This window comes from Gluconobacter sp. Dm-44 (assembly GCF_018256175.1).
Classification (GTDB): Bacteria; Pseudomonadota; Alphaproteobacteria; order Acetobacterales; family Acetobacteraceae; genus Gluconobacter; species Gluconobacter cadivus.
Genome location: NZ_JAERLZ010000001.1, coordinates 1 through 14,404, shown reverse-complemented (window position 1 = coordinate 14,404; position 14,404 = coordinate 1). Strand labels below are relative to the sequence as shown.

General features: G+C 58.1%; 8 protein-coding genes and 1 pseudogene. 7 read left to right on the top strand and 2 right to left on the bottom strand.

Annotated elements, in window-relative coordinates; all coding sequences use genetic code 11:
* Positions 1-2: 2 nt before the first annotated feature.
* From JK213_RS00045 to JK213_RS00035, 3 genes are read left to right on the top strand one after another with little or no spacing between them, the layout of a single operon-like run.
* Complete coding sequence (locus JK213_RS00045; protein ID WP_194261756.1) at positions 3-2,684, top strand: Z1 domain-containing protein; 2,682 nt, start codon at positions 3-5, stop codon at positions 2,682-2,684.
* Entirely contained in the window at positions 2,677-3,648 is a 972-nt protein-coding gene (locus JK213_RS00040) for a PD-(D/E)XK motif protein (RefSeq protein WP_194261757.1), read from the top strand. The genes JK213_RS00045 and JK213_RS00040 overlap by 8 nt, the downstream gene beginning before the upstream one ends.
* On the top strand, positions 3,649-5,715 hold the full coding sequence (locus tag JK213_RS00035) for an AIPR family protein (protein WP_194261758.1): 2,067 nt from the start codon (positions 3,649-3,651) through the stop codon (positions 5,713-5,715).
* A gap of 296 nt (positions 5,716-6,011) precedes the next feature.
* Here JK213_RS00035 and JK213_RS00030 read toward each other — a convergent pair whose 3' ends face one another.
* Complete coding sequence (locus JK213_RS00030) at positions 6,012-7,115, bottom strand: Fic family protein (protein ID WP_194261759.1); 1,104 nt, start codon at positions 7,113-7,115, stop codon at positions 6,012-6,014.
* A gap of 556 nt (positions 7,116-7,671) precedes the next feature.
* On the opposite strand from JK213_RS00030, the gene JK213_RS00025 reads away from it, so the two are divergent.
* The 3 genes from JK213_RS00025 (at position 7,672) to JK213_RS00015 (ending at position 11,518) form a co-directional block, all read left to right on the top strand.
* Complete coding sequence (locus JK213_RS00025; RefSeq protein WP_194261760.1) at positions 7,672-8,886, top strand: glutathionylspermidine synthase family protein; 1,215 nt, start codon at positions 7,672-7,674, stop codon at positions 8,884-8,886.
* Between the two features lie 97 nt (positions 8,887-8,983).
* Positions 8,984-10,291, top strand: a complete 1,308-nt coding sequence (locus JK213_RS00020; protein ID WP_211571245.1) for a DUF1800 family protein — start codon at positions 8,984-8,986, stop codon at positions 10,289-10,291.
* A 3-nt stretch (positions 10,292-10,294) separates the two neighbouring features.
* Entirely contained in the window at positions 10,295-11,518 is a 1,224-nt protein-coding gene (locus JK213_RS00015; RefSeq protein ID WP_211571244.1) for a DUF1501 domain-containing protein, read from the top strand.
* 20 nt (positions 11,519-11,538) lie between these two features.
* Here JK213_RS00015 and JK213_RS00010 read toward each other — a convergent pair whose 3' ends face one another.
* Positions 11,539-13,692 (bottom strand): TonB-dependent receptor, encoded by a 2,154-nt coding sequence (locus JK213_RS00010; RefSeq protein WP_249200362.1) that lies wholly within the window; start codon positions 13,690-13,692, stop codon positions 11,539-11,541.
* A gap of 359 nt (positions 13,693-14,051) precedes the next feature.
* Between JK213_RS00010 and JK213_RS00005 the strand changes: the two are divergent.
* Positions 14,052-14,404: pseudogene (locus JK213_RS00005) on the top strand (hypothetical protein); the annotation flags it as partial.

Here is a 14,404-nt window from a genome sequence, read left to right as displayed (position 1 = left end):
TTATGCAGAGCGATAAGGAGAAAGTTATTCTGGCTGCACTTATCGGCGCGTTTAACGATCAGGACGGTCTGCCATCACGCAACGAGATCGCGAGCAAAGCCACCCTCCTGGCGCCGCTGCTAGGTTACTCCGGCGATCTTCAAAACATCGTCACTGAAGCCGAGACTGCAATCCCATCGCACATGAACGCGGGCGTATCACTGATCGATGTCGATGCTGCGCACGATGAGGAGTGGATTCACAAGCGAGAAATCGAGACGACTTATGCGGACGCCTATGGCGGCTATCTACGCAGCCAAGGCTGGAAGCCTAACATTGTAAACACCCTTCTGAACGGTGATGGTTCAAAAATTCTTGGCCTCCTCCAAGACCCCACGAGCGAAGGAGCTTGGAGTCGACGCGGACTTGTCATCGGCCATGTGCAGTCTGGTAAGACAGCAAATTACATGGGCGTGATCGCCAAAGCAGCGGATGCTGGCTACAAATTCATTATCGTTATCGCAGGCATCCACAACAATCTGCGCAAGCAGACCCAGCAGCGAGTCGACGAGGGGTTTGTTGGACGCAAAAGCGATCCGGCAGATCGTGTGAGTATCGGGGTAGGACTAGACAAAAACTACCCCAACCCAGTGACGCTCACCAATATCCTCTCCGATTTTAACAAGCAGACCGCCGATAAAAGCGGCGCGCAGCTTAACGATTTCAAAAAGCCCGTCATCATCGTCATCAAGAAGAATGTAAAGACGCTCGAAGCTCTGTACATCTGGCTGCGGGAGCTGAACGCCGAGGGGCGCGACCGAATTGGCGATGTCCCAATGCTGGTCATCGACGACGAGGCTGACAACGCATCGATCAACACCAACAAGCCGAACATCAATCCGACCGCAACCAATGCGTGGATCAGAAAAATCCTGCGCCTATTTACGAAAAACTGTTACGTCGGATACACGGCCACGCCGTTCGCCAATATATTCATTGACCCCGACGCCTTTGATGAAAAGGCTTACGAGGAACTCTTTCCAAAAGACTTCATTTATTCTCTGGACGCGCCCACAACTTATTTCGGGCCTAAAAAGGTGCTCCTAAACGACGAAAGTAGCAGTGCAATCCTCCGACAGATCACCGATTGCGAAGAATATCTTCCTCTAACTCACAAAAACGGATCGCCGGTTGCGGAGCTGCCGCCCAGCCTTTATCGAGCGCTGGATCAGTTCATTGTGGCGCGGGCCATCCGCAACCTCAGGGGTCAGGAGCGAAAACACTGCTCCATGCTGGTCAACGTGTCCCGGTTCGTATCCGTTCAGAAGGAAGTGCGGAGCTTCATCAGTCTGCGCCTTGACCGGATGCGGGAGGCCGTGAAGGCCAATTACATGATGCCGGAAGCCGCATCATCGAAAAACGAACACATGGCCCGTCTGCATGCCGCGTTCGACGCTGAGTTCGCCGCCAACGAATTTGGCGGGCGAAACTACACTTGGGATGAAGTGAAAGCGGCTCTATGGGGTGTGTTCGAAAACACGCGGACTTATGTGGTCAACAGCAAGAGCGATGAGGTTCTCGACTTCGCGAAATACGAGAAGGATGGCATCGGCCTGACCGCAATCGCCATCGGGGGTCTCAGTCTGTCACGCGGCCTGACAATTGAAGGTCTGACAATCAGCTATATGTACCGCAACACCAAGATGTACGATACGCTTATGCAGATGGGGCGCTGGTTCGGCTATCGACCTGGCTACGAGGATGTCTGCCGCGTCTGGCTGCCGAATGACTCGATCAACTGGTACAAGCATATCGCACTAGCATCCGAGGAACTGCGTCAGCAGATCACGCGGATGCGTCAGGCCGAAATGAGTCCTAGGGATTTCGGCCTCTACGTGAGGTCCCATCCGGACAGCCTGATGGTGACTGCTGCCAGCAAGATGCGCAGTGGTGAAAAGGTCGTTCTCAATCAGAATCTGACCGGCACACTTCAGGAAAGCTGGCTGCTTCCTCTCGACGCTGAGACTAAGATCAATAAGGACAACGAGAAGCTGATTGAGGAATACTGGCGCGACGGTTTCGGAGGCACAGTAAAGCCGACCGAAAAAGGATGGTTCATTCCTGACGTCGATGTTGGGAAAATCGATGAGTTTCTGTTGCGGTTCAAGACACATAAATCGGCACGAAAGCGGAAAGCCGACGCGATTGAATACTTGCTCAAAATCGCACCTAAATTCCCCAAGGCTGACGTGCTGCTTATCTCGAAAGGCCTTGGCGACCCGGCGGCATATCGCCTTGGCGCACAGGATCGGACGGCTGCAAAGGATGCCACTCCCGATAAATGGCTGGTTTCAGGATACCGTGTCGCGAGTCGCGGCGACGAAAAACTTGGCTTGACAGATGATCAGATTGCCGAAGCCGAGAAGCTGGCGTCCGATGACATGAAGTCCAAAAAGAAAAAGCCCTCTGACGTTCACTATCGCATGGTCCGAAAAAAACCACTGCTGATGATCCATGTTCTGGAGCCGACCGAAAATCCTGACTTTGCCGGATACAGGGTTCCCGCATGGGGGCTGAGTTTCCCGGACGGCCTGTACGGAGCCGACTACGAGATCGAGGTGATTGCCAATAAGGTCTGGATGGAAGAGATGTACGGTGCGATGGACGACGATCCGGACGCCGACGAGGACTATGACGATGAGTAGCTCTGCGCCATGGGCCGCCATTCCGACACCGACGGCCGATCTCAGTGTTCTGCGCGTCGCGGAAACGAAGGGTGTTCCGGTATTCTGGGGCCGCGATGCGGGAGCGCAATGTCTGCTGATTATCGAGCTAGACGGCGATTACACGGCGCAGTTCCGCCGTGATGTGATTTCCCTGCACGGAATCAGTGTCGATCTTCGGAACGGCGACGGTGTCGGTCAGCAGCGGTTTATCCTGACACTTGGCCGCCATATCGACACTGACCTGTTCCTTGGCCTGTGCGAAACGCTTATCGGCAGTCTCCGGGAGGTTGTGGAGCCGGCGACGGCACTGGCTGTCGCGCTTGCTCATCTGCGGCGCTGGAAGGCGTTTCTGGCGGGGCGGAACGCCCGTCTACTCTCGCCTGAGGAGGTTCGTGGGCTGTTCGGCGAACTCCACATTCTGCGCCTTCTCTATCAGGACACGCTGCCGCAGCTCGCGGCCGTCGATGCGTGGTGCGGTCCCGACGATTCCCATCAGGATTTCATTTTCGGCAACCGGGCCATCGAGGTGAAGTCGCTTTCTGGTCGGGAGCGCAGCACTGTCCGCATTTCGTCCGAAGATCAATTGGAATCGCTTGCTGACGAGCTGTTTCTCCTGACCCAGCGCCTGAACAGTCAACCTGATGCTGGCCAGGCATTGTCACTGAACGGTATTGTCGGGCTGATCGACAGTGAGCTTGCGGATGCCGATGCCATCGAGCAGTTTGCCGATAAACTCGCAGGCATGGGGTACGTTCCACTCGCAGAATACGATGCTTCACGCTTCATTGTCGGCGGCCTTCAGGGATACCGCGTAACCGATGGGTTTCCCCGCCTGATCCGCTCGGAGCTGCCACCCGGCATCACCAAGGTTTCCTACGACGTCCTGCTGGAAGCGATAGCGCCGTTCTCCTGCGGTGAAGCCGATATGTTCCGGAGACCCTGATTGGAAACGACCGCCGACGAGTTCTTCCATGATTTCCGTCAGGATTTGCTGGCCGGAGCCGAGGCAAACGGCAGCTTTCTGCTGGCCGAATTCATGGATGTCGTGTCCCGCGAGCTGACAGAGACGGGGTTCACGGAAGGCTTCGAGTTCGCGCACTATCGAGCGAAGCGCGGGATGCGTGTGGACGGATACTGGTTCAACGACGAAGGCGTTCTGAACCTTTTCGTGGCGGATTTCGACAGCCGCACTGAGCTGACATCACTTACCCGCACCGATGTTGATGCCGCGTTCAAGCGTGTGGTCAATTTCTTTGATGCCAGTTTGCGGAAAAATCTGGCGGCTGATCTGGAAATCACGTCGCCGGAATATGGCCTCGCAAGGCAGATCGCGGACAGGAAATCGCTGATTCGACATCTCAATCTTATTCTCGTTTCCGAGCGTACCTTGAGCGACCGGATTCAGGCGCTGCCGGATGCCGAGACAGCCGGTATCGCAACGAGCTTTCACATCTGGGATATCTCCCGCCTTCATCGCCAGCGCAGTTCCCGTAGCCAAAAAGAGGCGCTGGACCTTGACTTCGAGGCTATGTTCGGAACCGGCATACCCTGCCTTCCCGCCCATCTGGGGACAGATGCTTATCAGTCCTATCTCGTCGTCATGCCGGGACCGATCCTTTCGTCAATATACGAGAAGTTCGGCGCGAGGCTGCTGGAGCAGAACGTCCGTACGTTTCTTCAGGCCAGAGCGAAGGTCAACCAAGGTATCCGCACGACGATCATGACCGAGCCGGGCATGTTCTTCGCCTACAACAACGGCATTACAGCCACAGCGCAGTGCGTCGCAACGAAAAGGACGGGAGATGGCCTCCAGATCACCCGGATAACCGACCTTCAGATTGTGAACGGTGGACAAACTACCGCGTCGCTGTTCCACACCCGCCGAAAGGACAAAGCCGACCTCACGCAGATATTCGTACAGATGAAGCTGTCCGTCATCGACAGTGATGAGAGTGAGAAGGTCGTCCCGCGCATTTCCGAGTATGCCAACACCCAGAACCGGGTTCAGGCTGCGGATTTCTTCTCAAACCATGCTTACCATATCCGCATGGAGGAGCTCTCCCGACGCCTATGGGCACCTGCGGGCAAAGGTGCACAGCGAGAAACAAAATGGTTTTATGAACGCGCCCGCGGTCAGTATGCTGACGCGCAGGCCAAACTTACCCTTGCCGAGCAGAAGCGGTTCAAGGCGGAAAATCCGAAGCCACAGATGCTGACCAAAACGGATCTTGCGAAATTCGAGAACGTCTGGGATGAGCATCCGCGATACGTGAACTTGGGAGCCGAAAAGAACTTCGCCCGTTACGCCGCCCGGATTGGCAAGGAATGGGACAAGTCGTCGGACAGTTTCAACGAAGCCTACTTCAAACGCGCCGTTGCGCGAGGGATCATATTTCGTGCTACCGAACGGATTGTGTCAGCGCAGCCTTGGTATAATAACGGCTATCGTGCCAACATCGTCTCCTATACTCTGGCCGTTCTCAGCGAACTGACAAGACGGCAGGAAAAAAGTCTCGATTTTCAGAGGGTCTGGAGTGCGCAGGCGATAAGTCCTGTCCTTGAGAGCATCATTGCGGTTGTGGCTTCCCGCGTGAACGATGACCTCCTGCGCCCGATGCAGGGTATTTCGAATATTTCGGAATGGGCCAAGCGTGAGGCGTGCTGGATGCGGATGCTGGAAAATATGGACGAGTTTGCCGATCTCTTGCCAGATGAGTTCGACGGCGAATGTCTATCCCGCGACGATCACCTGTCTGAAAAGCGGGCGGCTCGGAATACCCAGAAAATGGACAACGGCATTGAAGCTCAGACGAAGGTTTTTGCGATCCCGGCTTCAACATGGATCGTAATCCACGACACCTTGGCCTCGAAAGGCCTGCTGACGCCGAAGGAGATCGGTGCTTTGAAGATTGCCATGCAAATACCGATGAAGATTCCAACCGACAGGCAGTGCGTCGCGCTGCTCGACACCATCAAAAAGGCGCGCAGAGAAGGCATTGCCTTCGATTGACGACATTCAGCAATCCCAGACAACTTCAGTGTCAGGGCAGTTGTAAATGGCGGAATAAAAAGCCCTATTCAGGCTTTTTATCCCTCAATAATATCAACGAGTCATGATTTTAAATTGACCCAAAAGAGGGTTTTTTAGAACCTTCCAAATGATATCAGCCGCCTCTACTTCTGACCCCCAACGCTTACTGAACACCTCTTCAAAATAGGATACCCGATGAGCCCTGCCAGATTGTCAGCGCTTATAATACGGCAACCTTGAATATTTTTCTGTTATCGATACGGCAAACAACATGTTCACCCGAGACAAAGAGAATACCGTGCATAACGGTTTTCTCCTGTCCGATTAAGGGCGCCAAGCCCCACCAAGGCAGCCAGGTCACGTGTCGCCGTGGCAGACGTTGCGCCTGTGATGGAGCGATAGTTCTGAGCACTTAGACCGCCCTGAAAGCCATCAGGACCTTCTGCCAGCATCCGAAGCAGGGCCTTTTCTTGACGGTCGTTCAGCTTTCCACGGAGGCGATCCAGAAACCGTGTTTTCTCAATCAGGAAGCGAATGTTCTGAAGCGTGCGAGACTGGGCTTCCAGAACGACACTCCCAAACCAACCAACCCACGCATCAATGTGATTGGTTTCACTGGCCCGATGCAGTTCGAGATAATACACTTTCTTTTGTGCGTTGATGGTTGCGGCCAGTGCCGTAAGCGTCGGGGCCTCAAGGCTTTGCGCTAATGCTTTCTCAGCAAGAGCACGTCCGATACGGCCATTCCCATCTTCGAAAGGATGGATGGTCTCAAACCACAAATGTGCAACCGCCGCCCGTTCGATAGCCGGGAGAGGCTCCGCTCCGGTGGGGGCCGTTCTGTTAAACCACTTAATAAACCGCGCCATCTCAGGCGGCACATTTTTCGACGGCGGCGCTTCAAAATGAATATGTGGGGCGTAGAGAGGACCTGAGATAATCTGCATGGCTTCTGTATGCATCCGATATCCACCGATGACGTCCAGATCACGGCGACCATTCATCAGCATGGCATGCCAGTCGAACAGGATTTGGTCGGTTAAAGGAGCCGCATAATGTCGATAGAGATCGACCATCAATTCCGCAGCCCCAGCCTCCGCTGGCGTGGAGCGCCGCTTGTCTGGAGCAAAGCCCAACTGTCGAGCAATCGAAGATTGCACACTGGCCCGATCAAGAACCTCCCCCTCAATGGCAGAACTCTCGACCATTTCCTGTGAGATCAGCTGAACAATGAGCTGCTGATTGGCATCTTTGTCCAGATGTTGCATCGCGCCCACGACAACGCCCGAACCTTTCAGGAACTGCGTTTCAGCCTCGCGTAAATGGCTTTTCTCAAACTGAAACTGCGGCCAGTCCGGACGCTGCCAATTCCAACGCATGATCGATACCTCAACCTTCTATCAATCATTTTAACTGCAATTTATGATTGATAGAAGTGTAATCTATCCATCATCCGACATGGCGGATTATCCCGCACGCTAACCCGCAACTCTCCTCAGTACCCCGGAACGATATTGCAATGAGACATCGCACTCATCATTCCAGTAGGAGCATCACAACAGAACCCTTGACTGGCCTCAGTTTTTCTCCAAACCTGTTCTCCATAATGTTCACTGAGAAGAGCGTCATATCCGCAGTTTTCTGCTGAAATTGAGAGTTTCCCAACACCCTGAAAATGTTGCGGAGCAGGTTCTTGGCCTGACGATGCGGCATCCTCAGGCGGCGCAGCCGGACCCCTGCGCGGCAGCATCTGACAAGCGGCCCCAGAACTGCCCCGAGCAGGGCAGTTCTTCGGGGCGTGGGGTATATATCTCCTCTGGCACGGACCGTGACGGCCGGGCCGGGCATGGCGACGGCGGAGCTGAGTCCGCGGGGCATGCCGGGTTTGGGGAAAGTGCGGGCGGACATGCGGGCGGGGGCGAATAGGGTCGGTCCGTGGGGCAGATCCGTCGCCTGACATCCTGTGCGAGGCCGGACTGGCAGAGTCAGGCCGATCGGCTCGGTTATCATTATTATCGCAATACGGATGGAAGTTTCGCATGGCGTGAGGACGTGCGTTACGAGTTTGATGCGCAAGCGGTGGCGTGTGTTCGGAACGTGGCCGAAACGCTGCATCGGCTCTGTCTGGAGGTTGTGGACGAGGCCGTTCGGCGGCCTGAGGGGCTGGACGCGTTTCATATTCCGGCTGCCATGCAGGATGTGGTGCGGGAGTCCTGGAGGCGGGGGGACCCGTTTCTGATCGGGCGGTTTGATCTGGCGTGGTGCGGCGGGCGGCCAAAGCTGATTGAATATAATGCCGATACGCCTGCGACACTGCCGGAAAGCACGCGGATGCAGGACCGCTGGCACCAGCAGTGTGGCGGCTCTCATGACCATGCGCCTCTGGATGCGCGGGCTCTGGTGGAGCGTCTGGCCGCACTGAGGCGGGCGGGGCGGATAGGGTACATGGTGCATATCGTGCCCTATCCCGACAATCTCGAAGACACCACGCATGCCGTTTATTACCGGGAGTGGGCCGAGCAGGCGGGCTTGGAGGCGGTTCACTGCGAGTTGCGGGATCTGGAGGTGACGCAGGATGGTCAGCTTCTGCACCGTGGGCGGATCGTTCGCAGCATGATCCGCATGTATCCGTGGGAGTTGATGTTCCGCGATTCCGGGGCGCGGCATCTGCGGGAGTGTGGCTGTACGTTTCTTAATCCGCCTTGGACGGCGCTTTTGTCGAACAAGGCGCTTTTGCCAGCTTTGTGGCGGCGGTATCCCGGGCATCCCAACCTGCTGGCGGCGGGATATGCGCCCGAGGATCTGCGTCGCAGGCGTGGGGGGAAGGCCGGGGCGCCTTATGTGGAAAAACCGATCCATTCCCGCGGTGGGGAGAATGTGCGCATCATTGCAGGTGGACGGCCGGTCTGTGCCGAGGGCGGGACATATGGGGCGTATCCGAGAATTTTTCAGGAATTTGCGGATCACCGGATCGACGGGGTGACGGCGTCGGTCGGGGCGTGGATTGTGGGGGAGCGGTTTGCGGGACTGACGATGCGGGAGAGTGCGGACCCGATCGTGCGGCATACATCGCCCATCGTGCCGCATCTGGTGTGTGAAGCGCCGGGCAGGCTGGCGCGATGGCGCCCTGTGTTGGGGAAGCGTTTCTAAAAAACTTCACATGTTACGGCCCATCTTTTGCCACATGGACGGCCCAGCGTTCTGTAGGGTGCCGACTCCCGTTATCGCCCCGTTTCACGAGGATGCCATGCGATCAGTCAGCGCAATCAACAGGTTTGGGTGGGGCCAGCGGGATGGCTCCAGTTCTGGTCTGTCCGTTCAGGACTGGCTGGCGGGTCAGTTGACCGGGCCGGACAGGGCCGTGTTTGCGGGTGTGGGGCCGTGTGCGGACGGACTGGTGGCGCTGCGGGAACAGCGGAAGGCCAAGATGCAGGGCGATCCGCTGGTCAAGCCGATCTTTCAGGCTGAAGTCGCAACACAGATGGACAATCTGCTTCTGACGGAGCAGCCGTTCCGGGAGCGGCTTGTCTGGTTCTGGTTCAATCATTTCACGGTCAGTCTGCGGCAGGGCAGTACGCGCGCCGTTGTGGGCGCCTATATGCGCGAGGCGATCCGCCCGCATGTGACGGGGCGCTTTTCGGACATGCTGCTGGCGGTCATGCGGCATCCGGCGATGTTGATGTATCTGGACAATGCATCCTCCATCGGGCCGGACAGCGCGGCGGGGCGCAAAAGCCATCGCGGATTGAACGAAAATCTGGCCCGCGAATGTCTGGAGTTGCATACCGTCTCGCCTACTTCCGGATACAGTCAGGCGGATGTGACGTCTTTTGCCGCGATCCTGACGGGATGGGGCGTGGATCTGAAGGCTGACGAACCGGGGTTTGTGTTCCGCGAAAAGGCGCATGAGCCGGGTGTGAAAACGCTTATGGGACAGGCTTTCCCCGAAGGCGAGGACGGCGGCGTGCAGGCGTTACAGTTTCTGGGCACGCATCCGGCGACCTACCGTCATATTGCGACGCAGATGGTCCGACATTTCGTTTCGGATACGCCAGCGCCAGCCTCCGTACGGCATGTCGAGGATGTTTTGCAGGCCAGTGGCGGGGATCTGCGGGCGGCGTCTCTGGCGCTGGGGGCATTGCCGGAACCGGCTTTGGGCGGGGGCAAGTTCCGCTCTCCCATGGATTATGTCACGGCGGTTCTGCGGGCGTTGTCCGTGGGGGGCGCGCCCAGCCAGCCGGGCGATCCGCATTCTCCGGCGCATCAGCTGGTTTCGGGTTTTGCGTCGCTCGGGCAGCCGCTGTGGACCGCGCCGCTGCCTAATGGCTGGAGCGACGATGCGGCGGACTGGTCCGCGCCTGCGGACATGCTGGCGCGGACGGACTGGGCCTGGCGCGTGGCGGCGCATGTCCGGACCGGCGATCCGATGGATATCGCCGATATTGCCCTTGGTCCGGCCCTGCGACCGCAAACCCGCACGGCCATGCATCATGCCGGGTCGCGTCAGGATGCGCTGGCCCTGCTGTTTTCCTCTCCTGAATTCCAGAGGCGCTGAGCCATGATGATTTCCCGTCGTACTGCTCTGCTGGGTCTGACGTCCGCCTGGACGCTCGGGCGGTCTTCTCTTGCTTTTGCGGGCTCTTCCGGTGGGCCGGATGATCCGCGTCTGGTGGTGATCCTGCTTCGGGGGGCGCTCGACGGGTTGTCGGCCGTGACGCCATATGGAGACCCTGATCTGGCGTCGTATCGTCGGGCGCTGGTTCTGCCAGAGCCGGGGCAGGAGGGCGGGCTGCTTGATCTGGGTGGGTTTTACGGGCTGCATCCATCTCTCGTGACGCTGCATGGGCTGTATGGTCAGGGGCAGATGCTGCCGATCCATGCCGTTGCGGGGCATTACCGCAGCCGGTCGCATTTCGAGGCGCAGGATTATCTGGAGAGCGGCGCGGATGAGCGTCTGGGGAGCGGATGGCTGAACCGGGCTGTCTCCGTGCTTCAGGGCAAGGCGAACCGGCCGGATGGGTATGGGCTGGCGATGGGGCTGACGGTTCCGCTTCTGCTGCGCGGTTCGGCGCGGGTCGGGAGTTATGCGCCTGCGGGAAGCCAGCACCCGGATGCGGATCTGTATAGCCAGATTTTGGCGCTGAATGCGTCCGACCCTGTGACGGGACCGGCGTTGCGGAATGCTCTGAAAGCGCGGGGATTTTCGGATGCCGCCATGACGCAAGGTGGCATGGCTGCTGCGCCGGGCGTGGATGCTGCGGGCAAGCCGCGGAAAATCGACGCGTTTACGCAGCTTTCCACGGCAGCGGGGGAGATGCTGGCGACGGCGCATGGTCCGCGTGTGGCGGCGCTGGAAATTGGGGGGTGGGACACCCATGCCGGGCAGCTCGGGCGGTTGGGCGGACCGCTGGCGCAGCTTGACCGCGGCATTGGGGCGCTGCGTCAGGGGCTGGGCGAGAGCTGGAACCGCACCGTGGTTCTGGCTTTGACGGAATTCGGGCGCACCGTGCGGATCAATGGCACGGGCGGGACGGATCACGGGACGGGGACGGTCGCGTTTCTGGCGGGTGGCGCGGTTGCGGGCGGGAAGGTCGGGGGGACGTGGCCCGGTCTGCGCTCCGGGCAGTTGTTCGAGAACCGGGACCTTGCGCCGACGACCGATCTGCGGTCGGTCGTGGCGGGGGTGCTGTGCGATCATCTGCATCTGCCGTCTCATGCGATTGGGACGGTGTTTCCGGGCGCGGCTGTGGAGCCTGCCCGGGGGCTGGTTGTTCCGGTGTGAGGCCGGGTTCTTACATCCGTTCAGAACTCCGAAACGACTGAGAAAAACGTGCCGCGCCGCTGGCCGTACTGGGCCTGATAGATGCCGACGCCGCTGCCGTTGCGGAGCTGGTAGCGTTTGTCGAACAGGTTCATGACGTCCGCGCGGATTTTGATGTCATGCCCGAACGGGACCTTCGTGAAGGTGTGCTGATAGCCGATGTTGAAGACGTCGTATTGCGGCTCTTTTTCCAGATTGGCGAAGCCGCTGCGCAGGCCGTAACCATAGACGAAATCGACATAGGCCATGTCGTGTTTCCTGGTCCAGGATGCTCCTGCGGTGGCGGTGAATTCGCCCTGATGGTCGAGCTGGATTGCGTGGTTGCGGATATAGGCGAGTTCGACCAGATCGAATTGGTACTCTGCCGAATTGATGTCCCGGGCTGAAGTTTTGACGTAGGAAAAATTGCCGTACATCGACCAGGGGCCATGCCGCCATGAGCTGCCGAATTCTGCGCCATAGACGCGGCCGCGTTTGTAGCTGAAGGGGGCGAGGATGACCGCGCGGCCGAACTGTCCGAGATCGGTGAGGTCATGCGCCCATTTGGCGTAGGCGTCGAGCGTGATCTGGAATTCGGGTGTGATGCGCTGGAGGATGCCGCCATCGACGTAATTCGATTTCTCGACTTTCGTGGCGTTGTTGATCGTGTTCGCCGCCGCGTTGGTGGTGCCCGCAAAGCGCGCGAGTGTGGACGGGTAGACATATTGCGGGGACGGCGGGGCGAAATAGCGCGAATAGCCGAGATGCAGCGTCGTGGTGCGGGTGGGTTTCCAGACCATGTTCGCGCGTGGGCTTAACTGTCCTTCATTGTCGAAGGACGAGGCGAAGCGGTCGTAACGGATGCCGTAATTGAAGGTCAGGGTGTGGGTAATTTTATACTCGTCCTGAATATAGGCGCCCGCTTCAACGGACCAGTTTCCGGTATTGTCGATCATGCGTTTTGCGATGTCGGACGTCTGGTTTCCGGCGTCGTCCACGGGGAAGGCCAGTGTATCGGTATCCAGACGTTCGGAGGTGTACTGCCCCAGCAGACCGGCCCGCAGGGTATGATGGGGGGCGATGTCGTAGGACAGATCGGCCTGCATGCCGCCGGTTGTGAAGTCGTTGACTTCGTGTTCCGAGACGCCCTGATAGATCAGATCGCGGTCCCGGTCCGGGGTATAGTCGATCCGGCCGTAGCGGAAATAGGGTGAGACCTGAAGGTTCAGTTTTTCGGTCGTGCGCTGATAGGACAGCACGGCGTAGTAGTTCTGTTCGGTCTGGCTGTCGTTCAGGTTGGCCCAGTTCATGGACGGATCATGCGGATTGACGCCTGCGACGTTGTACAGGGTCGTGTAGTCCGGGCTGGTTGTGTCGAACGTCTTGAACGAGTTGGGGATTTGGAAATCCGCGTAGGAGGCGCTCGTCAGCAGCGTGATCCGGCTTGCGTCGTCGAGATGGTAGGACAGATACGCGAAGGCTTTTTCCTGTTCGGTCACGTCATGGATGGCGCGGAACGTGTTGCTCGGGTTTTCGATGCCGATATTGTTGCGGGTGAAGGACAGGGTGGTGAAATAGTCCAGTTTTCCATGCTGGCCGCCAAACTGCACGGACGGGACGAACGTGTTGTAGCTGCCGCCATATAGCGAGACCTGGTTGTGTTTGAGGCTGTCTCCGGTCTTGGTCGTGACGTCCACCACGCCTGCGGTGCGGAACCCGAACTGGGCGGGGAGGGTGCCGGTCAGCAGGTCCACGGACTGGATGATGCGGGTGTCGAGTTCCTGTCCGAAACCGTTCAGCCCTTCCGGCAGCAGAACGCCGTTGACGCGATAGGTCAGGCCGCCATGTTCGCCGCGGACATGGACTTCGCCATAGCTGTCGAGAACGACGCCGGGGACGCGGAGGAGGATCTGGCTGAAGGCCGCGTTCTGGCCGCCGGGTGTGGTCGCGATCTGGCGTTGGTCGATGGTGTAGTCCACGGCGCCGAGGCCGGGGAAAATGCGCGCGCGTTCACTGTTGAGATGCCCGACGACGCTGATGTGTTCGGAAGGGGCAGTTTTTTTCGCAGGATCGGCTTTTTTGACGGTCCGGGATTTGTGTCTGGATGGGGTGTCGTTGGCGAAACCTGTGCCGATAAGGGTCAGGCTGACGGCCATCAAACCGCAGGTCCGGAAGCATTTCCGGCACGATAGTAAACTGATCATGGTATAGTATTTGCTATATATGCTGGAGTGCATGCGGGCGGCCTGAGGCGTGGGGTTCAGCCACCCGGAATCAGGGGGCAGGCTCAGACTTAAAGCATCAGCGTTATGATATGCAATATGCTATATCAATCAGCAGAGGATCTACCTTGGGGGCTAATCGAAAGATCGGGAGAGGCTGGAGCTGAAAAGCCTCTGTCAGGAGGGTCTGAAAAGCGATAAAAATCATTACGGTACTGGATATGCGATCATTCGTCCGCCATGCTCGCCCGTCTTTCTTTCTGCCTCTGTTGTTTCAAGCGAAGCGTCAAAATATGCCAGTCTCTTCTCCGGTCTCTTCTCCGGTCCTAACGCACCATCATCAGCCCTGCATTGCCGCCATAGACGGTGGGGGGACCAAGACGCTTCTTGCTGTTGTGGGAAGGGACGGATCGCTGGGGCCAGTGCTTCGGGGGGCAGGGTCCAATCCGTTTGATCAGGCCGGATGGCAGGATGTGTTGCAGTCTTTGCTGAGGCAGCTTCCCTCCACGACGGCTGCGTTGTCTCTGGGGCTTGCGGGGTATGAGGAAACGCGGGTTCTGGGGCGTGAACAGAGCGATGTTGTGGGGAACGCCTTTGCGGGGCCTTTCAACATCTGTAGCGATGTGGAGATGGCCTGTACCGGGGC